The following is a 23,653-nucleotide window of genomic DNA, read 5'->3' as shown; positions in this document are numbered from 1 at the left end:
TCCCTGGTTTTAGTATGGTTTAACGGAAAAGAAAAACCCCGGAGCAAGCTCCAGGGTTTGGGGTACAGACAAACGCTTCAACAGCAGTGACTTACTTGTCGCCTAACTGCTCTGACATGGTGTTGCCCGGGTTTGGCGTACGCGGTTCATCGACCGGACGCGGCGCGCGCGGGGTACCATTGTTGTCAGAATTGTTGGAAGCGCCTGGGTCTTCCCAGCCTGCTGGCGGACGCACTTCGCGGCGAGCCATCAGGTCGTCAATCTGCGGTGCATCGATGGTCTCATATTTCATGAGCGCATCTTTCATCGAATGCAGAATGTCCATATTGTCGTTCAGGATCTGACGCGCGCGACCGTAGTTACGTTCAATCAGCGCTTTCACTTCCTGGTCGATGATACGTGCCGTCTCATCGGACATATGTTTTGCTTTCGCCACGGAGCGGCCCAGGAATACTTCACCCTCTTCCTCTGCATACAGCAGCGGACCGAGTTTGTCGGAGAAGCCCCATTGAGTCACCATGTTACGCGCCAGGTTTGTCGCCACTTTAATGTCGTTCGACGCACCGGTAGAAACATGTTCCGGACCGTAGATGATCTCTTCTGCCAGACGACCGCCGTACAGGGTCGAAATCTGGCTTTCCAGCTTCTGACGGCTGGCGCTGATCGCGTCGCCCTCAGGCAGGAAGAAGGTCACACCCAGCGCACGGCCACGCGGAATAATCGTTACCTTGTGTACCGGATCGTGTTCCGGCACCAGGCGACCGATAATCGCGTGACCCGCTTCGTGATAAGCCGTGGACTCTTTCTGCGCTTCCGTCATCACCATGGAGCGACGTTCCGCACCCATCATGATTTTGTCTTTCGCTTTCTCGAACTCCACCATGGAGACCACGCGCTTGTTACCGCGAGCGGCAAACAGTGCAGCTTCGTTGACCAGGTTAGCCAGGTCCGCACCGGAGAAGCCCGGGGTACCGCGCGCAATGATTGCTGCGTCGATATCTGGCGCCAGCGGTACGCGACGCATGTGCACTTTCAGAATCTGTTCACGACCACGAACATCCGGCAGACCGACAACAACCTGACGGTCGAAACGGCCTGGACGCAGCAGCGCAGGGTCAAGTACGTCCGGACGGTTAGTCGCCGCGATAACGATAATACCTTCGTTACCTTCGAAGCCGTCCATCTCAACCAGCATCTGGTTCAGGGTCTGCTCACGCTCATCGTGACCACCGCCCAGGCCCGCGCCACGCTGGCGGCCTACGGCGTCGATTTCATCGATAAAGATGATGCACGGTGCTGCCTTCTTGGCCTGCTCGAACATGTCACGCACACGAGATGCACCGACACCCACGAACATTTCAACGAAGTCAGAACCTGAAATAGTAAAGAACGGCACCTTCGCTTCACCCGCGATGGCTTTCGCCAGCAGGGTTTTACCGGTACCCGGAGGGCCTACCATCAAGACGCCTTTCGGGATCTTACCGCCCAGTTTCTGGAAACGGCTCGGCTCGCGCAGGTATTCAACCAGTTCACCCACTTCTTCTTTTGCTTCGTCACAACCGGCGACGTCAGCAAACGTAGTCTTGATCTGGTCTTCCGTCAGCATACGCGCCTTGCTCTTACCGAACGACATGGCACCTTTGCCACCGCCGCCCTGCATCTGGCGCATAAAGAAGATCCAGACGCCGATAAGAAGTAGCATCGGGAACCAGGAAATGAAGATAGAAGCCAGCAGGCTTGGTTCTTCTGGCGGCTCGCCTACCACTTTGACGTTTTTGGTCAGAAGGTTATCAAGCAGCTTAGGATCGTTCACCGGGATGTAAGTCGTGTAACGGTTACTATCTTTCTTGGTAACGTTGATCTCACGTCCGTTGATACGCGCTTCGCGAACCTGGTCCTGATTGACCTCTTGCAGGAAGGTAGAATAATCCACCTTGCGGCCATTCGACTCGCTGGGCCCAAAGCTCTGGAATACTGACATCAGCACAACGGCAATGACCAGCCAGAGTATTAGGTTTTTCGCCATGTCACTCAAGGGATTAACCTCATATTACAACTGTGTTAAAAACAGCGTCAGGATACTCTATATCCAGTTTCATTCAAACTTTCGTCTGAAATCTCCCGGTTATCATTTTCGCCCGGTCGCTACAATATACACTTCACGGGAACGGGCCCGGGAAGAGTCCGGCTTACGAACTTTGACCTTCGCAAACAGGGAGCGAATTTCCTTAAGATACTCCTCGAAACCTTCGCCCTGAAACACCTTCACAACAAAACTACCACCAGGCGCTAGTACATCACGACACATTTCTAACGCTAGCTCCACCAGATACATGGCGCGGGGGATATCCACCGCCGGTGTTCCGCACATATTTGGTGCCATATCCGACATGACAACCTGGACCTTACTGTCACCAACACGATCAAGTAACGCTTTCAGCACTAATTCATCACGAAAGTCGCCCTGAAGGAAGTCGACACCAACGATGGGATCCATTGGTAAAAGATCGCACGCGATGATTCGGCCCGTTCCGCCGATCTGCGTTACCGCATACTGGGACCATCCGCCAGGTGCCGCACCGAGGTCGACAACCGTCATCCCCGGCTTAAAAAGTTTGTCACTTTGCTGTATTTCATCAAGTTTAAACCAGGCACGGGAACGTAACCCCTTTTTCTGTGCCTGTTGAACATATTTATCGCTAAAGTGTTCCTGAAGCCAGCGGCTGGAACTGGCAGAACGCTTTTTACCTGTCATTTAACATTTCCGTCCTGGTTCATCGTTGCTTGCCTGTGACGTAAATTTCTACGCAGCTATTTGGCGATATAAGGGAGATGGCGGTAGAATGAACCGTTTTCAATCCCAACGTAAGCAAAAATATACGATGAATCTGAGTACTAAACAAAAACAGCACCTTAAAGGTCTGGCACATCCGCTCAAGCCTGTAGTCATGCTTGGCAACAATGGTTTGACCGAAGGGGTGCTTGCCGAGATTGAACAAGCGCTGGAACACCACGAGCTGATCAAGGTGAAAATCGCCTCTGAAGACAGAGACACTAAAAACCTGATCGTGGAAGCCATCGTGCGCGAAACCGGCGCCTGTAAAGTACAGGTCATCGGTAAAACGCTGGTGCTCTATCGCCCATCTAAAGAGCGTAAAATCTCGCTGCCACGCTAAGGATATCCTGAATCAATCACATTTTCTGTGTGAAACGAGGGATTTCTTTCAGCAGGCTCAGCAAAATGCCATGCTCCTTGAGTTGATAAAAGGCCGCTATGCGGCCTTTTTCTTTTCTTTACAATGTATCAACATCTTAGTAGAGAAGCGAATTACAGGTATTCAACCTTGATAATTTCGTATTCCACTTCACCGCCAGGGGTGCGGATGGTGACAACATCGTCCTGCTCTTTGCCAATCAGGCCGCGAGCAATGGGTGAGTTCACCGAAATCAGGTTCTGTTTGAAGTCTGCTTCATCATCGCCCACGATGCGATAGGTTTGCTCTTCATCGTTGTCGAGGTTCAGCACGGTCACGGTAGAACCAAAGATCACGCGACCGTTGTTAGGCATTTTGGTGATATCGATAACCTGCGCATTAGACAGTTTCGCTTCGATATCTTTAATGCGCCCTTCACAGAAACCCTGCTGCTCGCGCGCCGCATGGTATTCAGCATTCTCTTTCAGGTCGCCATGCTCACGGGCTTCCGCGATAGCGGCGATGATTTCAGGGCGACGCACGGATTTCAGGAAATCCAGCTCTTCGCGCAGTTTTTCGGCACCACGTAAGGTCATCGGAATAGCTTGCATTTGTTATACCTCTTAAACATTCCTGTTGGGAGCAGTGTTCCCTGCTCCTGCCCCCCGAAGCGGGCAAGAAGCAAAAAGAAAACCGACCCGGGAGCGACGCCCCAGGTCAGCAGCAATTTTTCAATTTGATACGCATTTTACCGCGAAGTTCACTATGGGTCATCGTTTACTTTGCAGTGCCATGCACCGTAGTATGACGGTTTGTTTTCGGGTTGTTAGCGCGAGATTATGCGATTTTCCAGTTTTATCATCGGATTGACTACCAGTATAACGTTCACCGCCCAGGCCGCGAATGTTGATGAGTACATTAATCAGCTCCCCGCAGGCGCGAACCTCGCCCTGATGGTGCAGAAGGTTGGCGCACAGGCTCCCGAGATTGACTATCACAGTCAACAGATGGCGCTGCCTGCCAGTACCCAGAAGGTGATCACTGCCCTCGCCGCCCTGCTCCAACTCGGGCCTGACTTCCGTTTTACCACCACGCTTGAAACCAAAGGTAACGTCGACGGTGGCGAACTGAAAGGCGATCTTATCGCCCGTTTCGGTGGCGATCCCACCTTTAAGCGCCAGGATATCCGCAACATGGTAGCGGTGTTGAAAAAATCCGGCGTGACAAAAATCGATGGCAACGTGCTGATCGATACCTCCATTTTTGCCAGCCACGATAAAGCACCAGGCTGGCCGTGGAACGACATGACGCAGTGCTTTAGCGCCCCGCCAGCCGCCGCGATTGTTGACCGCAACTGCTTTTCGATTTCCCTTTACAGCGCGCCCAAGCCAGATGATTTAGCGTTCATTCGCGTGGCATCTTACTATCCGGTGACCATGTTTAGCCAGGTGCGAACGCTGGCTAAAGGCTCCCCTGATGCCCAGTACTGCGAACTGGACGTGGTGCCTGGCGATCTTAACCGCTACACCCTCACCGGCTGCCTGACGCAGCGCGCCGATCCCCTGCCGCTGGCCTTCGCGATTCAGGATGGCGCAAGCTATGCGGGTGCGATTCTCAAGGATGAGCTGAAGCAGGCGGGAATAACCTACTCCGGCACGCTGCTACGCCAGACGCAGGTCAACCAGCCCGGAACGGTCATTGCCAGCAAACAGTCGCCACCGCTGCACGATTTGCTGCGAATTATGCTGAAAAAGTCTGACAACATGATTGCCGACACCGTGTTCCGCATGATTGGCCACGCACGTTTCGGCGTGCCGGGAACCTGGCGCGCGGGCTCAGACGCTGTTCGTCAGATCCTGCGCCAGCAGGCGGGAATCGATCTGGGTAACACTATCGCCGTTGATGGTTCAGGATTATCGCGTCATAACCTGATTGCCCCGGCCACCATGATGCAGGTGCTTCAGTACATTGCACAACATGACACTGAGCTAAACTTTATCTCAATGCTGCCGCTTGCCGGACACGACGGTTCGCTGCAGTACCGCGCCGGGCTTCACGCGGCGGGTGTGGATGGCAAAGTCTCCGCGAAAACAGGTTCACTGCAGGGGGTGTATAACCTGGCAGGGTTCATCACGACCGCCAGCGGACAGCGCATGGCATTCGTGCAGTATCTTTCCGGCTATGCCGTCGAACCGACCGACCAGCGCAACCGCCGTATTCCACTGGTTCGCTTCGAAAGCAGGCTTTATAAAGACATCTACCAGAATAACTAGCGATGAAACTACTTATAGTTGAAGACGATCTGTTATTACAGGAAGGACTGGCTCTGGGACTCGCCAATGAAGGCTATGCCCTGGACTGTGCCGGCACCGCGGCAGAAGCAGATGCCCTGATCCAGAGCGGCGAATACAGCCTGGTGATCCTTGACCTGGGCTTGCCGGACAAAGACGGCGCGACGCTGCTTACCCAGTGGCGTCGCCGGGGCATCGCCAATCCGGTGTTAATCCTGACGGCACGCGACGCCATTGAAGATCGTATTACCGGCCTTGATGCTGGCGCCGATGATTACCTGGTGAAGCCCTTTGCGCTTGCAGAACTTCAGGCTCGGGTGCGAGCGTTAATACGCCGTTATCAGGGCCATAGTGATAACTTACTAACCGACGGGGACATTACCCTGAATCTGCAAACCCAGCAGGTATTGCGCCAGTCCCAGCCCGTTGAAGTTACACCAAAAGAGTTCGCCTTGCTGACGCGTCTGATCATGCGAAGCGGACAAACGGTACACAGAGAAACCCTTCAGCAGGATATCTATTCCTGGCAGGACGATCCGGGGTCAAATACCCTGGAAGTCCACATCCACAACCTGCGTCGTAAGCTCGGCAAAGACCGGATTAAAACCGTCCGCGGCGTTGGCTACCGCCTGGAGAGCCAGAAATGAACAGCATGCGTCGGCGATTAATGGTGTTGCTGGCGGTCATTTTGTTATTTTTCCAGCTGATAAGCGTCATTTGGTTGTGGCACGAAAGCCGCGAGCAGATTGGCTTTCTGGTAAACGAAACGCTGTCGGCAAAATCGCGTAACAACCACGTCGAGAAAGAGATCCGCGAAGCGATTGCCTCGCTGCTGGTTCCTTCTCTGGTGATGGTTGGGTTTACGTTATTTTTCTCGTTCTGGGCGGTCACCTGGATAACCCGACCGCTGAACAAACTGCGCGTGAGCCTGGCTAACCGTTCGGCGGATAACCTAACCCCACTTCCTATGTATTCCGACATGGAAGAAATCGGCGCCGTTACCACCTCGCTCAATCAGCTACTCGCCAGGCTGGACAGTACCATTCAGCAGGAGCGTCTCTTCACGGCTGACGCCGCCCATGAACTGCGAACGCCTCTTGCCGGAATCAGGCTCCATCTGGAGCTCATGGCCCAGTCAGGCTCTACGCAGGCCACGACGCTCATCAGCCGTATTGACCAGCTAATGCACACCGTTGAGCAACTGCTGATGCTGGCCCGTGCAGGACAGGCGATGGCGAGCGGCCACTATGAAACCATCAACTGGACGGACACCATTATCACGCCTCTTGGTCTTGAGCATGAAGCCAAAGAGCATACGGTGATTTGGCCTGCTAAAAGCGCGCTCACGGTTCAGGGAGACGCGGTACTGCTGCGGCTGATGCTGCGCAACCTGCTGGAGAATGCCGGGCGCTACAGCCCGACAGGCACCACGATTACCGTGACGCTTACCGAGGTCGAAGGCGGTACGCAGCTCAGTGTTATCGATCAGGGGCCTGGTATTGACGAAGCGCATCGACAGTCGATCACGGAGCCGTTCCGTCGCCTCGATCAGCGTTACGGCGGCAGCGGCCTGGGCCTGAGTATCGTACAGCGCATCTTGCAGCTTCATCACGGTAAGCTGATGCTGGAGAATGGTGCTGAAGGCGGCCTGATAGCAAGCTGCTGGCTGCCCTCAACGCTGGAATGAAAAAAGCCCCCTGATGGGGGCTTTGGACAGATATTAGTGCTTGTAGATGAACTCGACACCTTCTTCGTCGTCTTCATCCCAGTCATCGTCCCAGTCGTCTTCCTCTTCCGCTTCCAGCTCTTCGAGCTGCTGGCGGTGGTAGTCATCCCACATGAATTCGACTTTTTCTGGCTGTTTCGCTTCTTCAGCCTGAACGACAGGGTTCTCGATGATGAAGGTCATCACATCCCAGCAGAGATCTTTCACGCCAACCTGGCTTGCCGCGGAGATAAGGTAGTATTTATCTTCCCAGCCCATCGCTTCGGCAATCGCTTTGGCTTTCGCTTCGGCTTCCGCTTTATCCATCAGGTCGATCTTGTTGAAGACCAGCCAGCGTGGCTTACTCGCCAGTTTTTCGCTGTATTTTTCCAGCTCACCGATAATAATACGGGCGTTTTCAACCGGATCGGAACCGTCGATCGGATCGATGTCGATGAGGTGCAACAGTACGCGGCAACGCTCAAGGTGCTTCAGGAAGCGAATACCCAGGCCAGCCCCTTCCGCAGCGCCTTCAATCAGGCCCGGAATATCGGCGACCACAAAGCTCTTCTCGTTATCCATACGGACAACGCCGAGGCTTGGTACCAGCGTGGTAAACGGATAGTCCGCTACTTTTGGCTTGGCCGCAGAGACGGCGCGAATAAAGGTCGATTTACCTGCGTTTGGCATACCCAGCATGCCCACGTCAGCCAGCAGCATCAGTTCAAGTTGCAGGTCGCGCTTATCACCCGGGGTACCCATCGTTTTCTGACGCGGGGTACGGTTAACGGAAGATTTGAAACGGCTGTTACCCAGACCGTGCCAGCCGCCTTTCGCCACCATCAGGCGCTGACCGTGTTTGGTCATATCGCCCATGGTTTCACCGGTGCCCTGATCGATAACGCGCGTACCGACCGGAACCTTAATGGTCACGTCTTTACCGCGTTTACCGGTACAGTCACGGCTCTGGCCGTTCTGTCCGCGTTCTGCGCGGAAGGATTTTTCAAAGCGGTAGTCGATCAGCGTGTTGAGGTTTTCATCCGCTTCCAGCCACACGTCACCACCATCGCCACCGTCACCGCCGTCAGGGCCGCCACGAGGAATATATTTTTCACGGCGGAAGCTTACACAACCGTTACCGCCATCACCTGCCACGACCAGAATCGTCGCTTCATCAACAAACTTCATTTTACTCTCCGTAACTCATTCGCCTGAGCGGGGGACTACTACGACCGCTTCATTTTTGCGCCAACGTCCCCAAAGACGATGACCAATGGCGGAATACATCGCGCCCGCAACCACGACAAACGCACCGAGATAGCCCAACAGGTTGAGCATCGGTCTGACGAAGACATCGGGCCAGGCCATTGATAACAAATCTGAAAATAACAGCGTAAACAGCGGGGTAAGCGTGATCAATGCGCTCACCTGTGCTGCCTGCCAGCGCGCCATCGCTTCCGCCAGCGCGCCATAACCGACCAGCGTGTTAAGCCCACAAAAAATGAGGCACGCCAGTTGCCAGTCGCTCAGCTGGGTAATGACGCCCGGCTTCGCTAACGGCAATAATGCCACTGTACACAAAGTGTACAGCAAAAAAAGGATCTGCTGTGAGGCCAGGCGACGCAATAACACCTTTTGCGCGACGCCATAGCTCACCCAGACCGTTGCTGCACCCACGCCGAAGATCACGCCCCAGGTGTAGTCCGTAAGCCGGGTAAAAATCTCGATCAGGCTGGTGTTGAAGAACATCACCAGGCCGCATAGCAGCATGCTTGCCCCGATAATCTGCGTCCCGCGCATCTTCTCTTTGAGGATGAACACGCTCGCGACCATCATGCCCACAGGCGAAAGCTGACCAATCACCTGAGACGCCGTAGGGCTCAAATACTGCAGGGAAGAGCTGAACAGGATAAAGTTACCGAACAGACCGCCCGTCGCAATGGCCAGTAACACCAGCCATCGAGGTTTGCGGAAGAGCCGTAGCGGTGGAAGCTTGCCTTTAACTGCAAGGATGGTCCCGAGACCAATGCTTGCCATCAGGAAGCGATAAAAGACCACCGTAGGCGGCTCCATCACTTCCAGTACCTGCTTCATTGCAATTGGCAGCGCACCCCAGCACATTGCGGTCGTGAGCGCCAAAAGAATACCAATGCCGGCCTGCTGCTTCATGCCCGTTTTCCCTACAGAAAATTTTCCGGGTTTCCAATGTAAAAAGCCCCGCAACACGTTGCGGGGCTTTAATCCGTTACCGGACCGAGAAAACCTTACTCAGCAACGATGCTGATGTATTTACGGTTGTTCGGGCCTTTAACTTCAAATTTCACTTTACCGTCTGCTTTAGCAAACAGAGTGTGGTCACGACCGCAACCTACGTTGTTGCCAGCGTGGAATTTGGTACCACGTTGACGAACGATGATGCTACCCGCCAGAACGGATTCGCCACCGAAACGCTTAACGCCCAGGCGTTTAGCTTCTGAATCGCGACCGTTACGTGTGGAGCCGCCAGCCTTTTTATGTGCCATTTAAATCTCTCCTCAGGTCTTAGGCGCTGATGCCAGTAATTTTCACATCAGTGAACCACTGACGGTGGCCCTGCTGCTTACGGTAGTGTTTACGACGACGAAACTTAACGATTTTAACTTTCTCGCCACGACCGTGTGCAACAACTTCAGCTTTGATAACGCCGCCATCAACGAAAGGAACGCCGATTTTGACTTCTTCACCGTTTGCGATCATCAGAACTTCTGCGAACTCAACAGATTCGCCAGTTGCGATGTCCAGCTTTTCCAGGCGAACGGTCTGACCTTCGCTTACTCGGTGTTGTTTACCACCACTTTGGAAAACCGCGTACATATAAACTCCGCTTCCGCGCACGTCCTCGTATGAATCAGAGTGCGCTATAAATATTCACAATAGGGCGCGAATATTACGCAAAACGCGAGCCTTTGACAAGTGCTACCGTCAATACATGAAGAAAAAAAACACAACACGTACGGTAACGTTTATCTGAGCCGTTTTTTCAGTACAATCAGCACTACTATTGATAAACCGAAACCCTTCGTTACCCCATTTAAGATGGGATCAACAGGATAAAAAGCCCGGCTTTTGCGATGAATTTAGAAAAAATCAACGAGTTAACCGCGCAAGATATGGCGGGTGTAAATGCAGCAATCCTGGAGCAACTCAACTCTGACGTTCAACTGATCAATCAGCTGGGCTATTACATTGTCAGCGGCGGCGGTAAACGCATTCGCCCGATGATTGCCATTCTGGCTGCCAGAGCCGTTGGCTATCAGGGAAATGCCCATGTGACGATCGCCGCGCTGATCGAATTTATTCACACCGCGACGCTTCTGCATGACGATGTTGTGGATGAATCCGATATGCGTCGTGGCAAAGCCACGGCAAACGCTGCCTTCGGGAACGCCGCCAGCGTTCTGGTCGGGGACTTTATCTATACCCGCGCCTTCCAGATGATGACCAGCCTGGGCTCTCTGAAAGTGCTCGAGGTGATGTCCGAAGCCGTTAACGTCATCGCTGAAGGCGAAGTGCTACAGCTGATGAACGTCAACGACCCGGACATCACTGAAGAAAACTACATGCGCGTTATCTACAGCAAAACAGCGCGCCTGTTTGAAGCGGCCGCCCAGTGTTCCGGCATCCTGGCTGGCTGTTCCGAGGCGCAGGAGAAAGGACTGCAGGATTATGGACGCTATCTGGGTACGGCATTCCAGCTGATTGATGATTTGCTGGACTACAGCGCAGACGGCGAAACGCTTGGCAAAAACGTTGGCGATGACCTGAACGAAGGCAAACCGACCCTGCCACTGCTTCACGCGATGCGTAACGGAACGGCCGACCAGGCGAAAATGATCCGTGAGGCGATCGAACAGGGAAATGGCCGCCATCTTCTGGAACCTGTACTGGAAACGATGGCCATCTGCGGCTCGCTGGAATGGACGCGTCAGCGTGCTGAAGAAGAGGCTGACAAAGCCATCGAAGCTCTCCAGGTTATTCCAGACAGCCCATGGCGCGATGCTCTGATTGGTCTTGCCCATATCGCTGTTCAACGCGACCGTTAATCTTGCACCCACCTCCCCGTATCCATCGCGGGGAGGTTCAAAAACGCACCAATAAATTCCGCATTCATGTAAATGAATCGGGTTAAAGCCCGCATGAATAAAGCCATGTCTTATTCTGAATATCCCTTCAAGTAACGCGAACTTTTTAGAACAAGAAGTCGAAATGAGTATAGTAAGCCAGTCGTTTCAGAAGAAACGGCGTAGGTGAATCCGAACTTAAGGACAGCGTTATGGATACGAAATTTATCGACTGGCATACGGCAGATATCATTGCGGCACTGCGCAAAAGAGGTACGTCACTTGCAGCAGAGTCCCGCCGCCATGGTCTGAGTTCTTCCACCCTGGCCAACGCCCTGACCCGCCCCTGGCCAAAGGGAGAATTGATTATCGCGACGGCGCTGGAAACGCACCCGTGGGTGATCTGGCCTTCACGTTATCACGATCCTGTTACTCATGAATTTATCGACAGAACGCGCATGATGCGCCAGAGAAAAGCAAAAACAGAACCGCAGGGATAACGGTTTTTTTGACAGGAATAGCAACCCCCCGGTCATTTCTGGCAGGGGGCTGCCGGAACGATTACTCGCCCTTCACACGCTCGATATTGGCACCCAGCGCGCGCAGTTTGTCTTCAATACGTTCATAGCCACGATCGATGTGATAAATACGATCCACCACCGTTGTGCCTTCCGCGATACAGCCCGCCAGCACCAGGCTTGCAGACGCACGCAGATCCGTTGCCATTACCTGAGCACCGGACAGTTTCTCAACGCCATGGCAAATCACGGTGTTACTTTCGATCTCAGCATGTGCACCCATACGGATCAGTTCCGGTACGTGCATAAAACGGTTCTCGAAAATCGTCTCGGTAATCACACCGGTTCCTTCGGCCACCAGGTTCAGCAGAGTGAACTGTGCCTGCATATCGGTCGGGAATGCCGGATGCGGAGCCGTACGCACGGTCACCGCTTTAGGACGCTTGCCGTGCATGTCGAGGCTGATCCAGTCTTCACCGGTTTCAACATCGGCACCCGCTTCACGCAGCTTCGCCAGAACGGCATCCAGAGTGTCTGGCTGTGCATTACGGCAGACAATCTTACCGCCAGAGATCGCCGCAGCCACCAGGAAGGTGCCGGTTTCGATACGGTCCGGCAGAACGCGATACACACCACCGCCCAGACGCTCAACGCCTTCAATGGTGATGCGGTCAGTACCCTGGCCGGAAATCTTCGCGCCCAGCGCCACGAGGAAATTGGCGGTATCCACGATCTCCGGTTCGCGCGCGGCGTTTTCGATGATGGTGGTACCTTCTGCCAGCGTTGCCGCAGACATGATGGTGACGGTAGCGCCTACGCTCACTTTGTCCATGACAATGTGCGCGCCTTTCAGACGACCGTTGACGGAGGCCTTAACGTAACCCTCTTCCAGCTTGATCTCTGCGCCCAGTTTCTCCAGGCCAAAAATATGCAGGTCAACCGGACGCGCGCCGATGGCGCAACCGCCCGGCAGCGAAACCTGACCCTGACCGAAACGTGCCACCAGCGGGCCAAGCGCCCAGATAGATGCACGCATGGTTTTAACCAGATCGTAAGGCGCAGAGAAGTTGTTCACGTTGCTGGCGTCGATCCAGACGGAACCGTTGCGCTCAACTTTAGTGCCCAACTGGGTGAGCAACTTCATGGTCGTGTCGATATCTTTCAGCTTCGGTACGTTCTGAATTTCTACCGGCTCTTCCGCGAGCAGCGCAGCAAAGAGGATTGGCAGCGCGGCGTTCTTCGCGCCAGAAATTGTGACTTCGCCCTGGAGACGCGTTGGCCCCTGTACACGAAATTTATCCATTGTGTGCTCTCTTATAAATTCAACCGTGCTGCGGGCCTGTCGCCCTCAGCTCAAAAACCGTTTAGTTTGCGATCGCGTGCCCACTCTTGCGGGGTGAACGCTTTAATCGACAGGGCGTGGATGCGGTTATCCGCAATATATTCCATCAGCGGCGCGTACACAGCCTGCTGCTTCTTCACACGGCTCATACCGTCGAACATCTCACCCACAGCAATAACCTGGAAGTGACTGCCATCGCCAGTGACGTGGGCTTCCTGAAGGGAGAGTGCATTCATCAGCACTGTCTGGATTTCATGATTTTCCATGGGCTCTTAATCATCTGATAGTGAAAACAAGCCCAACATCTTAGAGCAAAGTGGCGTCGTCTTAAACAAGCAAAAAGCCCCGACGATGAAACTGTCAGGGCTTTCGGAAGTAACGCACTGAAAATATTAACGAGGCAGTACGTCCTGAGGCAGATTGTAGAGTTGCGCAAGGGTAACGACATTGTCACTCGCGCCATGAAGCATGACGCTTGTTCCCTGCTTTTTGCCCACGGCAACCAGATGGGCGAGCAGCGCAACGCCTGCCGTATCCACCCGCGTGACGTCGGTTAAGTCGATAAGCGTCACGCCCTGCATCGCTTCCTGGCGTTTATCCCACAGTGGGTTCAGCAGATCCTGGTCCAGCTCACCTGACAGCCTTAACGTCTCACCTTCACGCGACCAGCGGAGTTGCTGCGACATTACTTCTTCTCGTCCAGGGTAATTTTCTGACGAGCAATGGACTGCAGCTGTGCGGTCAGGCCATCAATGCCCTTGGTGCGCAGCAGGTCGCTCCACTCGTTTTGTTTAGTGGTGATCATGCTCACCCCTTCGGCGATCATGTCATACGCCTGCCAGTGGCCGGTCTGGCTGTTTTTACGCCACTGGAAATCCAGGCGCACCGGCGGACGGCCGTTAGGATCGATGATCGTTACGCGAATAGGCACGATGGTCGCATCACCCAGCGGCTGCTCCGGGGCGATCTGATAGGTCTGACCGTGGTACATCGCCAGCGCCTGACCATACGCCTGCTTCAGGTATTCACGGAATGCGGCAAAATAGGCCTCACGCTGCGCCGGGGTGGCGTCTTTGTAATAGCGGCCCAGCACCAGCGCTCCCGCATATTTGATCTGCACATACGGCAGCAGTTCCTGGTCAACCACGTCACGCAGATAGTCAGGATTCGCGCGAATTTTTGGCTGTTCGTTTTTGAGACGGTCGAAGGTTTTCTTCGCAGCTTCGTCCATCAGTTTGTACGGGTTGCTCTGATCCGCAGCATGTGCCGCAGTGAGAGGGGCAATGACCAGCATGGCAACCATTAACAGTCGTTTAAACATGAATGACTTCTCCTGAATTAATTCGCAGCACCAGGGGTCGGCGCAACGTTGGTATGGTCTTCACTCTGCGCAGGGGCATCGTCAGACTTTTTATCATCCCCTTTACTGTTGTAAAGGAACTGACCAATCATGTCCTCCAGCACCATCGCGGACTTCGTATCCTGGATAACGCTACCGTCTTTAAGGATAGTCGTTCCCAGCTCGGGATCTTCAAAGCCGACGTTAAGTGCCAGATATTGTTCACCCAGCAGGCCGGAAGTACGGATAGAAAGGGAGCTGGTGTCCGGAATGTGGTTGTAACGTTCTTCGATATCCATCGCAACGCGCGGCAGATACGTTTTCTCATCGAGCGTAATGTCAGATACGCGGCCGATCACCACACCGCCAATGCGGACCGGTGAACGCGCCTTCAGCCCGCCGATGTTATCGAACGTGGCATAGATGCGATACGTCGGCTCGGTGCGTACTGAGGTGATATCCGCCGCTCTCAGGCAGATAAACAGCGCCGCCAGCAGCGCCAGCAGCAGGAAAACGCCGACCCAAATTTCATTTTTTCTCGTTTGCATGAACTCAATTCCCAAACATCAGTGCGGTGAGCACAAAATCCAGGCCCAGTACGGCCAGCGACGAATGTACGACAGTACGTGTAGTTGCACGGCTAATGCCCGCCGAGGTCGGGATGGCATCGTAACCATTGAACAATGCAATCCAGGTGACCGTAATGGCAAACACCACGCTTTTAATCAGGCAGTTAACCAGATCCATTCGCAGGTCGATGGCGTCCTGCATCGCGGACCAGAAGAAGCCGGCATCGATGCCTTTCCAGTGGACCCCAACCAGCGAACCGCCCCAGATCCCCACGGCGACAAACAGAATAGTCAGTAGCGGGAGCGAGATCACCCCCGCCCAGAAACGCGGCGAGATCACGCGACGCAGCGGATCGACCGCCATCATCTCCATGCTGGATAGCTGCTCGGTCGCACGCATCAGGCCAATCTCAGCCGTTAATGCCGACCCAGCGCGTCCGGCAAACAGCAGTGCCGCCACAACCGGACCCAATTCGCGCAGCAGCGAAAGCGCCACCAGCATTCCGAGGCTGGTTTCCGCACTGTAGGTTGTCAGAACAAGGTAGCCCTGCAGCCCCAGCACCATGCCGATAAACAGACCGGAAACAATAATGATGAGCATCGACAGCACGCCGACATTATAAAGCTGACGCACCAGCAGAGGGGCGTGCTTGCTAAACTCCGGCTTGCCGACCAGCGCGTTGAATAACATCAATCCGGCACGCCCGAACGTCCTGATGGTTTTTATGCCACGGTGTCCGAGAGCGGCCAACGCATTTAACAGCATGAGTGGCTTAACTCCCTATTCCCAGTAAATCGTCACGATAATCGCCCGCCGGGTAGCGGAACGGTACGGGTCCGTCAGCAATACCGTCGAGGAACTGCCGCACGCGTGGATCGCAATTTTCCTGCAGCGCCTGGGCGCTACCGTGTGCAACGATCTTTTTGTCCGCCACGATATAGGCGTAATCGGCAATGCTCAACACTTCCGGTACATCGTGAGACACCACGATACAGGTGACGCCGAGCGCGCTGTTCAGTTCAGAGATGAGCTTTACCAGCACGCCCATCGTGATGGGATCCTGCCCGACGAACGGTTCATCGAACATGATTAAATCGGGCTCTAATGCAATGGCTCGCGCCAGCGCGGCGCGGCGCGCCATCCCGCCGGACAGCTCCGAAGGCATTAGCTTCGCGGCTCCCCGCAACCCCACAGCTTCAAGCTTCATCATCACCGTGCTTTTCAGCAGCTCAGGCGGCAGGCTGGTATGCTCGCGTAGCGGATAGGCCACGTTATCAAAGACGTTCATGTCGGTGAACAACGCCCCCGACTGAAAGAGCATACTCATACGTTTGCGGACAGTATACAGGCGCGAGCGCGACATCTCCGGGACGTTTTCGCCATCGAAGAGGATTTCACCGCTATCCGGTGGGATCTGACCACCAATTAGGCGCAGGAGGGTCGTTTTACCGATCCCGGACGGCCCCATGATGGCGGTGATTTTGCCACGCGGTACGGTCAACGAAATATCATCGAATATCAGTCGATTGCCGCGAGAAAAACTCACACCGCGGACATCGACGATATTCGCCATCGTTTGGCTCATTTATAGTTCCTTTCTTACCCTGCTCACGTTAAGACGTGCAGCCTGAATCAGCCCTTAACCCCGCATTTTTACAGAATATTAGCCGTTGAGGTTAGCGAAAGCTGGCATTTGTTTTACTTTTCCGGCGCATAAAGTCAAAATTAGGAATTCGTTACGCCTCAGACCGTATGCAGTCCAGCCATTCCCGCGCGATGGACCGACAAGTATACCTGAAGAAAGGACTTTTGATGCTTTTAGCAACAGCACTGTTAATCATTGGTTTACTGTTAGTGGTCTACAGTGCTGACCGTTTAGTCTTTGCTGCATCTATCCTGTGTCGCCTGACGGGTATACCGCCTGTAGTCATCGGGATGACCGTGGTCAGCGTTGGCACGTCACTTCCTGAAATCATCGTCTCCGTCTCGGCGTCGCTGCATGGTCAGTTAGACCTGGCAATTGGCACCGCGATTGGCTCTAACATCGTCAATATATTACTGATTTTAGGCCTTGCGGCACTGCTCCATCCATTTCGCGTGCATTCTGATGTTCTGCGCCGTGAATTGCCGCTAATGTTAGTCGTAAGCCTGCTGGCAGGGTGCGTATTTTATGATGGCGTACTGAGCTATAGCGACGGCATTTTCCTGCTGGCGTTGGCCGTCATCTGGTTACTGTATAGTGTTAAAATTGCCCGCCAGGCGGAAAAACAGGGTCAGGATAGCCTGACGCGTGAACAGGTTGCCGAACTCCCGCGGGAAGGCACGCTGCCGGTCGCCCTCCTCTGGCTTGGCGTTGCGCTGATTATCATGCCGATGGCAACGCGCATGGTCGTGGATAACGCGACGGTACTGGCGAACTATTTCGCCATGAGCGAACTGACGATTGGCCTGACGGTTATTGCTATCGGCACCAGCCTGCCGGAGCTGGCCACCGCCATTGCGGGGGCGCGTAAAGGGGAAGATGACATCGCCATTGGTAATATCATCGGCTCGAACATATTTAATATCGCGATTGTCATGGGCCTGCCGGCTCTGATTACGCCGGGGCCGTTTAATCCTCTGGCGTTTTCACGCGATTACGGGGTGATGTTGCTGGTCAGCGTGATATTTGCCCTGCTCTGCTGGCGGCGGCAACGCCAGATCGGCAAAGGCGCAGGCGCGCTGCTGACGGGTGGATTTATCGTATGGATGGCGATGCTGTACTGGCTCTCGCCTCTTCTCTCTGGGTAAACGGAAACGCATTATGTCGCAAATAGAATTGCAGCCGGGTTTTGACTTTCAGAAAGCAGGCAAAGAGGTTCTGGAGATTGAACGTGAAGGTCTGGCGCAGTTAGATCAGTACATTAATCAGGATTTTAGTCTGGCATGTGAGAAGATATTCTACTGTGCCGGGAAAGTCGTGGTGATGGGGATGGGCAAGTCCGGCCACATTGGGCGCAAAATGGCGGCAACGTTTGCCAGCACCGGAACCTCGTCCTTCTTTGTACATCCGGGGGAAGCCGCGCACGGCGACCTGGGGATGGTCACGCCGCAGGATGTCGTTATCGCGCTGTCCAACTCCGGTGAGTCCAATGAAATTCTGGCATTGATCCCCGTACTGAAGCGTCTGCAGGTGCCGCTGATTTGCATGACCAGCCGTCCGGAAAGTAGCATGGCGCGTGCGGCCGATATTCATCTGTGCGTTAAAGTACCGAAAGAGGCCTGCCCGCTCGGCCTGGCACCAACGTCCAGCACCACCGCCGCGCTGGTCATGGGCGATGCGCTTGCCGTCGCGCTGCTTGAAGCTCGCGGTTTTACGCCGGAAGATTTCGCGCTCTCCCATCCGGGCGGCGCGCTGGGGCGCAAGCTGCTGCTGCGGGTAAACGATATTATGCACACCGGGGATGAGATCCCTCACGTCAGCAAAGAAGCCTCCCTGCGTGATGCGCTGCTGGAAATCACCCGTAAGAATTTGGGTATGACGGTCGTGTGCGACGATCTGATGAAAATTCAGGGGATCTTCACCGATGGCGACCTGCGTCGCGTGTTCGACATGGGTGTAGATGTCCGCACGCTCGGCATTGCCGATGTGATGACGCCCGGCGGCATTCGCGTGCGTCCGGGAACGCTGGCCGTGGATGTGCTGAACCTGATGCAGTCCCGCCATATCACCTCCGTTATGGTTGCCGATGGCGACCAGTTGCTGGGTGTGGTACATATGCATGATCTGCTGCGCGCTGGCGTAGTGTAATAAAGGATAAGACAATGAGTAATGCGGGTGCATCCCTTGCAACCTGTTATGGTCCGGTCAGTACCCAGATGATGGCAAAGGCGGAAAATATTCGTCTGCTCATTCTGGATGTGGATGGCGTACTTTCCGATGGCCTGATTTACATGGGCAATAATGGTGAAGAGCTGAAAGCGTTTAACGTTCGCGACGGCTACGGTATCCGCTGTGCGCTCACCTCGGGTATCGAGGTTGCTATCATCACCGGACGAAAAGCTAAACTGGTAGAAGACCGCTGTGAAACCTTAGGCATTACCCATCTTTACCAGGGTCAATCCGATAAGATGGCAGCGTTCAATGATTTACTGGGTAAACTGGCTATCGCACCGGAAAACGTGGCCTACGTTGGAGACGACCTGATTGACTGGCCGGTGATGGCTGAAGTCGGTCTCAGCATCGCGGTTGCTGATGCTCATCCGCTGTTGATCCCGCGCGCTGACTACGTTACCCACATCAACGGTGGCCGGGGTGCCGTCCGTGAAGTCTGCGATCTGCTTCTGCTGGCGCAGGGCAAGCTTGATGAAGCCAAAGGGCAATCGATATGAGTAAAACCAGACGTTGGGTTATCATTCTGCTTTCGCTTGTCGCACTGGTATTGATTGGCGTGAACCTTGCCGATCGCGACGATACGCAAACGGAAGTCGTCAACAATAACGATCCAACCTATAAAAGCGATCACAGCGACACCGTGGTCTATAGCCCGGAAGGTGCGCTGAATTATCGCCTGATTGCCCAGCACGTTGAATACTTTTCCGATGACGGCGTTTCGTGGTTTACCCAACCTGTCATGACCACTTTCGATAAAGACAAAGTGCCGACGTGGTCAATTAAGTCAGATCGGGCCAAACTGACAAATGATCGTATGCTTTATCTGTATGGCCACGTTGAAGTCAACGCCCTGACCGCTGACTCGCAACTGCGAAAAATTACGACGGATAATGCCCAGATCAACCTGGTAACCCAGGACGTGACGTCGCAGGATCTGGTCACACTGTATGGCACAACATTTAATTCCAGCGGTTTAAGAATGCGCGGGAACTTACGCAGCAAGAACGCCGAGCTGATTGAAAAGGTTAGAACCTCCTATGAAATTCAAAACAAACAAACTCAGCCTTAAAGTAATTATCGCCAGCGCGATGCTGGCGGCCAGTCTCCCCGCGCTTGCTGTAACGGGCGATACCGACCAGCCGATCCATATCGAGTCCGACACCCAGTCTCTCGATATGCAGGGTAACGTCGTCACCTTCACGGGTAACGTCGTCATGACTCAGGGGACCATCAAAATTAACGCCGATAAAGTGGTCGTTACCCGTCCGGGCGGCGAGCAGGGCAAAGAGATCATTGATGGTTACGGCAACCCGGCCACCTTCTACCAGATGCAGGACAACGGCAAGCCGGTGAAGGGCCACGCCTCGCATATGCACTATGAACTGGCGAAGGACCTGGTCATCCTGACCGGAAACGCGTATCTGGAACAGCTGGACAGCAATATTACCGGTGACCAGATTACCTATCTGGTGAAAGAGCAAAAAATGCAGGCCTCCAGCGAGAAAGGCAAACGCGTAACCACCGTGCTGGTTCCGTCGCAGCTGCAGGACAAAGGCAAGGGCCAGGCCCCGGCACAGAAGAAGAGTAACTAATTCGCTATGGCAACATTAACTGCAAAAAATCTCGCGAAGGCCTATAAGGGCCGCCGTGTCGTAGAAGATGTCAGTCTGACCGTCAACTCCGGCGAAATTGTGGGCCTGCTTGGCCCGAACGGTGCGGGTAAAACCACCACCTTCTACATGGTGGTGGGTATTGTGCCGCGCGATGCCGGCAACATTATTATTGACGATGAAGATATCAGCCTGCTGCCGCTGCACGCGCGCGCGCGCCGTGGCATCGGCTATCTGCCGCAGGAAGCCTCTATTTTCCGTCGTCTGAGCGTCTTTGATAACCTGATGGCGGTCCTGCAAATTCGCGACGACCTGACCAACGAACAGCGTCAGGATCGCGCCAACGAGCTGATGGAAGAGTTTCATATCGAACATCTGCGCGACAGCCTGGGCCAGGCCTTGTCCGGGGGGGAACGCCGTCGTGTTGAGATTGCGCGCGCGCTGGCCGCCAATCCGAAGTTTATCCTTCTGGATGAACCGTTTGCGGGCGTTGACCCGATCTCCGTTATCGACATTAAACGCATTATCGAGCATCTGCGTGACAGCGGACTTGGCGTGCTGATCACCGACCACAACGTTCGTGAAACGCTGGCGGTATGTGAACGCGCGTATATCGTGAGCCAGGGCAATCTGATCGCTCACGGTACGCCGCAGCAGATCCTCGAAGACGATCATGTTAAGCGCGTCTATCTTGGGGAAGACTTCAGACTCTGATAGGGTAGAGGTAACGTAACGCCGAACCGGAGAAAAATGCTCTGAACATGAAGCAAGGTTTGCAATTAAGGCTCAGCCAACAGCTGGCGATGACGCCGCAGTTACAGCAGGCAATTCGTCTGTTGCAACTGTCCACCTTAGAACTCCAGCAGGAGCTCCAGCAGGCGCTGGACAGCAATCCCCTGCTGGAGCAAGCCGATCTTCATGACGAGGTAGATACCCAGCAGTCACAGGACACAGAAGCGCTCGACACCGCGGATGCACTCGAACAAAAAGAGATGCCGGACGAGCTTCCGCTGGATGCCAGCTGGGATGAAATCTATACCGCCGGAACCCCCTCCGGCACGCGTGCAGACTACCAGGACGACGAGCTACCGGTCTACCAGGGCGAAACCACCCAGTCGCTGCAGGATTACCTGATGTGGCAGGTAGAGCTTACCCCCTTCTCCGATACCGACCGCGCCATTGCCACCTCGATTGTCGACGCCGTTGATGACACCGGTTATTTGACCGTCACGCTGGACGACATTCTGGAAAGCATCGGCGATGAAGAGATTGAGATTGAGGAGATTGAAGCGGTACTGAAACGCATTCAGCGCTTCGATCCGGTCGGGGTGGCCGCTAAAGACCTGCGCGACTGTTTGCTGATCCAGCTTTCTCAGTTCAGCAAAGAGACGCCGTGGCTCGACGAGGCACGCTTAATCATCAGCGATCATCTGGATCTTCTGGCTAACCACGATTTCCGCACCCTGATGCGCGTCACGCGCCTGAAGGAAGAGGTGCTGAAAGAGGCGGTAAATCTGATCCAGTCCCTCGATCCGCGTCCCGGTCAGTCGATCCAGACCAGCGAACCCGAGTACGTTATCCCGGACGTGCTGGTCAGAAAACACAATGACCGCTGGGTCGTTGAACTGAACTCTGACAGCATCCCTCGCCTGCAAATCAACCAGCAGTACGCCTCCATGTGTACCAGCGCGCGCAACGACTCTGACAATCAATATATTCGCAGCAATCTTCAGGAAGCGCGATGGTTGATCAAGAGCCTGGAGAGCCGGAATGATACCCTGCTTCGCGTGAGCCGCTGCATCGTCGAACAGCAGCAGGCATTCTTTGAGCAGGGCGAAGAGTATATGAAGCCGATGGTGCTGGCGGATATCGCCCAGGCCGTCGAGATGCATGAATCCACTATTTCCCGCGTTACTACGCAGAAGTATCTGCACAGTCCGCGCGGTATTTTTGAGCTTAAGTATTTCTTCTCCAGCCACGTGAACACCGAGGGTGGCGGCGAAGCCTCCTCAACGGCGATTCGCGCCCTGGTGAAGAAGTTGATCGCCGCGGAGAATCCCGCGAAGCCACTAAGTGACAGTAAGTTGACCACCATGCTGTCCGATCAGGGTATTATGGTGGCACGTCGTACTGTTGCGAAGTATCGAGAGTCTTTATCCATTCCGCCGTCTAACCAGCGTAAACAGCTGGTCTGACACAACCGATAAGGAAGACACTATGCAGCTCAATATCACAGGACATAACGTCGAGATTACTGAGGCTTTACGTGACTTCGTGAACGCTAAGTTCGCGAAACTCGAGCAGTATTTCGAAAGGATCAATCAGGTCTACGTTGTGTTAAAAGTGGAGAAAGTGACTCATATCTCGGATGCAACCCTGCATGTTAACGGGGGTGAACTCCATGCCAGTGCGGAAGGGCAAGACATGTACGCGGCTATCGACGGCTTGATTGACAAGCTTGCGCGACAGCTCAATAAACATAAAGATAAACTGAAACAACACTAATTGTCCGGGCAGTTAACGGGTGCAGGACGGCCTGTTGTGAAACACAACGGGCCATTTGTACAGTTAGCGCTTAGGTGAAATTATGATGAACAACGATTCCGCTCTTCAACTGAGCAATGTCCTTAACCAGGAATGTACCCGCAGTGCCGTTCACTGCCAGAGCAAAAAACGTGCGCTGGAGATCATCAGTGAATTGGCTGCAAAACAGCTGGGCCTGCCGCCGCAGGTGGTGTTCGAAGCCATTCTGACCCGTGAAAAGATGGGCAGTACCGGTATCGGCAACGGCATCGCGATCCCACACGGCAAGCTGGAAGAGGACACCCTGCGTGCCGTCGGTGTGTTTGTGCAACTGGAAACCCCAATCGCTTTTGACGCCATTGATAACCAGCCCGTCGATCTCCTCTTCGCGCTGCTGGTGCCTGCCGACCAGACCAAGACCCACCTGCATACGCTTTCGCTGGTTGCTAAACGTCTGGCGGATAAAACGATCTGCCGTCGACTGCGCTCAGCCCAAAGTGATGAAGAGCTTTATCAAATTATCACTGAAGCAGAAGGCAATCAGGATGACGCATAACCAGGTGATGGCCTTCACATCTGTTGTCCTG

At 54.2% G+C, this 23,653-nt stretch carries 29 protein-coding genes; 15 read left to right on the top strand and 14 right to left on the bottom strand.

Annotated features, from left to right (window positions below):
- Window positions 1-91: 91 nt before the first annotated feature.
- Both ftsH and rlmE read right to left on the bottom strand, forming a co-directional pair.
- A complete protein-coding gene (gene ftsH, locus IM299_RS05265) occupies window positions 92-2,026 on the bottom strand; it encodes an ATP-dependent zinc metalloprotease FtsH (RefSeq protein ID WP_013098921.1) in 1,935 nt (644 codons plus the stop codon).
- Between the two features lie 102 nt (window positions 2,027-2,128).
- Complete coding sequence (gene rlmE / locus IM299_RS05260; protein WP_003861812.1) at window positions 2,129-2,755, bottom strand: 23S rRNA (uridine(2552)-2'-O)-methyltransferase RlmE; 627 nt, start codon at window positions 2,753-2,755, stop codon at window positions 2,129-2,131.
- A gap of 127 nt (window positions 2,756-2,882) precedes the next feature.
- Between rlmE and yhbY the strand changes: the two genes are divergently transcribed.
- The gene (gene yhbY / locus IM299_RS05255; protein ID WP_193357122.1) at window positions 2,883-3,176 is read left to right on the top strand and encodes a ribosome assembly RNA-binding protein YhbY; all 294 of its coding nucleotides are present in this window, start codon (window positions 2,883-2,885) and stop codon (window positions 3,174-3,176) included.
- Window positions 3,177-3,328: 152 nt separating this feature from the next.
- On the opposite strand, the gene greA is transcribed toward yhbY, so the two are convergent.
- A complete protein-coding gene (gene greA, locus IM299_RS05250; protein WP_003861815.1) occupies window positions 3,329-3,805 on the bottom strand; it encodes a transcription elongation factor GreA in 477 nt (158 codons plus the stop codon).
- Window positions 3,806-4,033: 228 nt separating this feature from the next.
- Here greA and dacB point away from each other — a divergent pair, with 228 nt between their 5' ends.
- The 3 genes from dacB to pmrB are packed head-to-tail and all read left to right on the top strand — an operon-like array spanning window position 4,034 to window position 7,172.
- A complete protein-coding gene (gene dacB / locus IM299_RS05245) occupies window positions 4,034-5,467 on the top strand; it encodes a serine-type D-Ala-D-Ala carboxypeptidase (RefSeq protein WP_028014554.1) in 1,434 nt (477 codons plus the stop codon).
- Between the two features lie 2 nt (window positions 5,468-5,469).
- Window positions 5,470-6,132 carry a two-component system response regulator PmrA gene (gene pmrA / locus IM299_RS05240; RefSeq protein ID WP_028014555.1) on the top strand — a complete coding sequence of 221 codons (663 nt, stop codon included), beginning with the start codon at window positions 5,470-5,472 and terminating at the stop codon, window positions 6,130-6,132.
- Entirely contained in the window at window positions 6,129-7,172 is a 1,044-nt protein-coding gene (gene pmrB, locus IM299_RS05235; protein ID WP_041907874.1) for a two-component system sensor histidine kinase PmrB, read from the top strand. Before pmrA ends, pmrB begins: the two co-directional genes overlap by 4 nt.
- Before the next feature lie 33 nt (window positions 7,173-7,205).
- Here pmrB and cgtA read toward each other — a convergent pair whose 3' ends face one another.
- The 4 genes from cgtA to rplU all read right to left on the bottom strand — a co-directional run bounded on the left by cgtA (window position 7,206) and on the right by rplU (window position 10,043).
- Window positions 7,206-8,378: an Obg family GTPase CgtA gene (gene cgtA / locus IM299_RS05230; RefSeq protein ID WP_014885381.1), complete on the bottom strand. Its 1,173-nt coding sequence runs from the start codon at window positions 8,376-8,378 to the stop codon at window positions 7,206-7,208.
- A gap of 15 nt (window positions 8,379-8,393) precedes the next feature.
- Complete coding sequence (locus tag IM299_RS05225) at window positions 8,394-9,359, bottom strand: DMT family transporter (RefSeq protein ID WP_028014557.1); 966 nt, start codon at window positions 9,357-9,359, stop codon at window positions 8,394-8,396.
- A gap of 95 nt (window positions 9,360-9,454) precedes the next feature.
- Window positions 9,455-9,712, bottom strand: a complete 258-nt coding sequence (gene rpmA / locus IM299_RS05220; protein ID WP_004385076.1) for a 50S ribosomal protein L27 — start codon at window positions 9,710-9,712, stop codon at window positions 9,455-9,457.
- A 19-nt stretch (window positions 9,713-9,731) separates the two neighbouring features.
- Window positions 9,732-10,043: a 50S ribosomal protein L21 gene (gene rplU, locus IM299_RS05215; RefSeq protein WP_003025032.1), complete on the bottom strand. Its 312-nt coding sequence runs from the start codon at window positions 10,041-10,043 to the stop codon at window positions 9,732-9,734.
- Window positions 10,044-10,300: 257 nt separating this feature from the next.
- On the opposite strand from rplU, the gene ispB reads away from it, so the two are divergent.
- A complete protein-coding gene (gene ispB, locus IM299_RS05210; protein WP_028014558.1) occupies window positions 10,301-11,272 on the top strand; it encodes an octaprenyl diphosphate synthase in 972 nt (323 codons plus the stop codon).
- A 230-nt stretch (window positions 11,273-11,502) separates the two neighbouring features.
- Window positions 11,503-11,790, top strand: a complete 288-nt coding sequence (gene sfsB, locus IM299_RS05205; RefSeq protein WP_028014559.1) for a DNA-binding transcriptional regulator SfsB — start codon at window positions 11,503-11,505, stop codon at window positions 11,788-11,790.
- A 61-nt stretch (window positions 11,791-11,851) separates the two neighbouring features.
- Here sfsB and murA read toward each other — a convergent pair whose 3' ends face one another.
- The 7 genes from murA to mlaF form a co-directional block, all read right to left on the bottom strand.
- Window positions 11,852-13,111, bottom strand: coding sequence for a UDP-N-acetylglucosamine 1-carboxyvinyltransferase (murA, locus tag IM299_RS05200; protein ID WP_028014560.1), 1,260 nt, complete (start codon window positions 13,109-13,111; stop codon window positions 11,852-11,854).
- 50 nt (window positions 13,112-13,161) lie between these two features.
- Window positions 13,162-13,416: a BolA family iron metabolism protein IbaG gene (ibaG, locus tag IM299_RS05195; RefSeq protein WP_008501458.1), complete on the bottom strand. Its 255-nt coding sequence runs from the start codon at window positions 13,414-13,416 to the stop codon at window positions 13,162-13,164.
- A gap of 126 nt (window positions 13,417-13,542) precedes the next feature.
- Window positions 13,543-13,836 (bottom strand): lipid asymmetry maintenance protein MlaB, encoded by a 294-nt coding sequence (gene mlaB, locus IM299_RS05190; protein ID WP_028014561.1) that lies wholly within the window; start codon window positions 13,834-13,836, stop codon window positions 13,543-13,545.
- Window positions 13,836-14,471: a phospholipid-binding protein MlaC gene (gene mlaC, locus IM299_RS05185; RefSeq protein ID WP_028014562.1), complete on the bottom strand. Its 636-nt coding sequence runs from the start codon at window positions 14,469-14,471 to the stop codon at window positions 13,836-13,838. Before mlaC ends, mlaB begins: the two co-directional genes overlap by 1 nt.
- A 17-nt stretch (window positions 14,472-14,488) precedes the next feature.
- A complete protein-coding gene (gene mlaD, locus IM299_RS05180) occupies window positions 14,489-15,037 on the bottom strand; it encodes an outer membrane lipid asymmetry maintenance protein MlaD (protein WP_041911946.1) in 549 nt (182 codons plus the stop codon).
- A gap of 4 nt (window positions 15,038-15,041) precedes the next feature.
- Window positions 15,042-15,824 (bottom strand): lipid asymmetry maintenance ABC transporter permease subunit MlaE, encoded by a 783-nt coding sequence (mlaE, locus tag IM299_RS05175; RefSeq protein ID WP_028014564.1) that lies wholly within the window; start codon window positions 15,822-15,824, stop codon window positions 15,042-15,044.
- 7 nt (window positions 15,825-15,831) lie between these two features.
- Window positions 15,832-16,644, bottom strand: a complete 813-nt coding sequence (mlaF, locus tag IM299_RS05170) for a phospholipid ABC transporter ATP-binding protein MlaF (protein WP_028014565.1) — start codon at window positions 16,642-16,644, stop codon at window positions 15,832-15,834.
- 227 nt (window positions 16,645-16,871) lie between these two features.
- Between mlaF and IM299_RS05165 the strand changes: the two genes are divergently transcribed.
- The 9 genes from IM299_RS05165 (at window position 16,872) to ptsN (ending at window position 23,622) form a co-directional block, all read left to right on the top strand.
- A complete protein-coding gene (locus IM299_RS05165) occupies window positions 16,872-17,849 on the top strand; it encodes a calcium/sodium antiporter (protein ID WP_193357121.1) in 978 nt (325 codons plus the stop codon).
- Window positions 17,850-17,862: 13 nt separating this feature from the next.
- On the top strand, window positions 17,863-18,849 hold the full coding sequence (gene kdsD / locus IM299_RS05160; protein ID WP_028014567.1) for an arabinose-5-phosphate isomerase KdsD: 987 nt from the start codon (window positions 17,863-17,865) through the stop codon (window positions 18,847-18,849).
- 14 nt (window positions 18,850-18,863) lie between these two features.
- Window positions 18,864-19,430 (top strand): 3-deoxy-manno-octulosonate-8-phosphatase KdsC, encoded by a 567-nt coding sequence (gene kdsC / locus IM299_RS05155; protein WP_025756695.1) that lies wholly within the window; start codon window positions 18,864-18,866, stop codon window positions 19,428-19,430.
- Window positions 19,427-20,002, top strand: a complete 576-nt coding sequence (gene lptC, locus IM299_RS05150) for an LPS export ABC transporter periplasmic protein LptC (protein ID WP_028014568.1) — start codon at window positions 19,427-19,429, stop codon at window positions 20,000-20,002. Before kdsC ends, lptC begins: the two co-directional genes overlap by 4 nt.
- Window positions 19,971-20,525, top strand: coding sequence for a lipopolysaccharide ABC transporter substrate-binding protein LptA (lptA, locus tag IM299_RS05145; RefSeq protein ID WP_028014569.1), 555 nt, complete (start codon window positions 19,971-19,973; stop codon window positions 20,523-20,525). The genes lptC and lptA overlap by 32 nt, the downstream gene beginning before the upstream one ends.
- Window positions 20,526-20,531: 6 nt before the next feature.
- Window positions 20,532-21,257 (top strand): LPS export ABC transporter ATP-binding protein, encoded by a 726-nt coding sequence (gene lptB / locus IM299_RS05140; protein ID WP_028014570.1) that lies wholly within the window; start codon window positions 20,532-20,534, stop codon window positions 21,255-21,257.
- A gap of 47 nt (window positions 21,258-21,304) precedes the next feature.
- The gene (gene rpoN, locus IM299_RS05135; RefSeq protein ID WP_048956710.1) at window positions 21,305-22,738 is read left to right on the top strand and encodes an RNA polymerase factor sigma-54; all 1,434 of its coding nucleotides are present in this window, start codon (window positions 21,305-21,307) and stop codon (window positions 22,736-22,738) included.
- A gap of 22 nt (window positions 22,739-22,760) precedes the next feature.
- The gene (gene hpf / locus IM299_RS05130) at window positions 22,761-23,048 is read left to right on the top strand and encodes a ribosome hibernation promoting factor (RefSeq protein ID WP_014171818.1); all 288 of its coding nucleotides are present in this window, start codon (window positions 22,761-22,763) and stop codon (window positions 23,046-23,048) included.
- 82 nt (window positions 23,049-23,130) lie between these two features.
- A complete protein-coding gene (gene ptsN, locus IM299_RS05125; RefSeq protein ID WP_008501443.1) occupies window positions 23,131-23,622 on the top strand; it encodes a PTS IIA-like nitrogen regulatory protein PtsN in 492 nt (163 codons plus the stop codon).
- The last annotated feature ends 31 nt before the right edge of the window (window positions 23,623-23,653 follow it).

The organism is Enterobacter cloacae complex sp. P47BA (genome assembly GCF_014930485.1).
Lineage (GTDB): Bacteria > Pseudomonadota > Gammaproteobacteria > Enterobacterales > Enterobacteriaceae > Enterobacter > Enterobacter bugandensis.
This window is presented reverse-complemented; position numbering and strand designations above follow the sequence as displayed.

Bases quoted from the DNA above. Each gene is read 5' to 3' on its own strand.
- greA (WP_003861815.1), bottom strand. From the start codon at position 3,805: ATGCAAGCTATTCCGATGACCTTACGTGGTGCCGAAAAACTGCGCGAA.
- IM299_RS05225 (WP_028014557.1), bottom strand. From the start codon at position 9,359: ATGAAGCAGCAGGCCGGCATTGGTATTCTTTTGGCGCTCACGACCGCA.
- kdsC (WP_025756695.1), top strand. From the start codon at position 18,864: ATGAGTAATGCGGGTGCATCCCTTGCAACCTGTTATGGTCCGGTCAGT.
- mlaD (WP_041911946.1), bottom strand. From the start codon at position 15,037: ATGCAAACGAGAAAAAATGAAATTTGGGTCGGCGTTTTCCTGCTGCTG.
- rpmA (WP_004385076.1), bottom strand. From the start codon at position 9,712: ATGGCACATAAAAAGGCTGGCGGCTCCACACGTAACGGTCGCGATTCA.
- dacB (WP_028014554.1), top strand. From the start codon at position 4,034: ATGCGATTTTCCAGTTTTATCATCGGATTGACTACCAGTATAACGTTC.
- pmrA (WP_028014555.1), top strand. From the start codon at position 5,470: ATGAAACTACTTATAGTTGAAGACGATCTGTTATTACAGGAAGGACTG.
- kdsD (WP_028014567.1), top strand. From the start codon at position 17,863: ATGTCGCAAATAGAATTGCAGCCGGGTTTTGACTTTCAGAAAGCAGGC.
- ibaG (WP_008501458.1), bottom strand. From the start codon at position 13,416: ATGGAAAATCATGAAATCCAGACAGTGCTGATGAATGCACTCTCCCTT.
- lptA (WP_028014569.1), top strand. From the start codon at position 19,971: ATGAAATTCAAAACAAACAAACTCAGCCTTAAAGTAATTATCGCCAGC.
- ispB (WP_028014558.1), top strand. From the start codon at position 10,301: ATGAATTTAGAAAAAATCAACGAGTTAACCGCGCAAGATATGGCGGGT.
- rlmE (WP_003861812.1), bottom strand. From the start codon at position 2,755: ATGACAGGTAAAAAGCGTTCTGCCAGTTCCAGCCGCTGGCTTCAGGAA.
- IM299_RS05165 (WP_193357121.1), top strand. From the start codon at position 16,872: ATGCTTTTAGCAACAGCACTGTTAATCATTGGTTTACTGTTAGTGGTC.
- murA (WP_028014560.1), bottom strand. From the start codon at position 13,111: ATGGATAAATTTCGTGTACAGGGGCCAACGCGTCTCCAGGGCGAAGTC.
- lptB (WP_028014570.1), top strand. From the start codon at position 20,532: ATGGCAACATTAACTGCAAAAAATCTCGCGAAGGCCTATAAGGGCCGC.
- ptsN (WP_008501443.1), top strand. From the start codon at position 23,131: ATGATGAACAACGATTCCGCTCTTCAACTGAGCAATGTCCTTAACCAG.
- lptC (WP_028014568.1), top strand. From the start codon at position 19,427: ATGAGTAAAACCAGACGTTGGGTTATCATTCTGCTTTCGCTTGTCGCA.
- mlaF (WP_028014565.1), bottom strand. From the start codon at position 16,644: ATGAGCCAAACGATGGCGAATATCGTCGATGTCCGCGGTGTGAGTTTT.
- mlaC (WP_028014562.1), bottom strand. From the start codon at position 14,471: ATGTTTAAACGACTGTTAATGGTTGCCATGCTGGTCATTGCCCCTCTC.
- rpoN (WP_048956710.1), top strand. From the start codon at position 21,305: ATGAAGCAAGGTTTGCAATTAAGGCTCAGCCAACAGCTGGCGATGACG.
- hpf (WP_014171818.1), top strand. From the start codon at position 22,761: ATGCAGCTCAATATCACAGGACATAACGTCGAGATTACTGAGGCTTTA.
- mlaE (WP_028014564.1), bottom strand. From the start codon at position 15,824: ATGCTGTTAAATGCGTTGGCCGCTCTCGGACACCGTGGCATAAAAACC.
- pmrB (WP_041907874.1), top strand. From the start codon at position 6,129: ATGAACAGCATGCGTCGGCGATTAATGGTGTTGCTGGCGGTCATTTTG.
- rplU (WP_003025032.1), bottom strand. From the start codon at position 10,043: ATGTACGCGGTTTTCCAAAGTGGTGGTAAACAACACCGAGTAAGCGAA.
- cgtA (WP_014885381.1), bottom strand. From the start codon at position 8,378: ATGAAGTTTGTTGATGAAGCGACGATTCTGGTCGTGGCAGGTGATGGC.
- ftsH (WP_013098921.1), bottom strand. From the start codon at position 2,026: ATGGCGAAAAACCTAATACTCTGGCTGGTCATTGCCGTTGTGCTGATG.
- sfsB (WP_028014559.1), top strand. From the start codon at position 11,503: ATGGATACGAAATTTATCGACTGGCATACGGCAGATATCATTGCGGCA.
- mlaB (WP_028014561.1), bottom strand. From the start codon at position 13,836: ATGTCGCAGCAACTCCGCTGGTCGCGTGAAGGTGAGACGTTAAGGCTG.
- yhbY (WP_193357122.1), top strand. From the start codon at position 2,883: ATGAATCTGAGTACTAAACAAAAACAGCACCTTAAAGGTCTGGCACAT.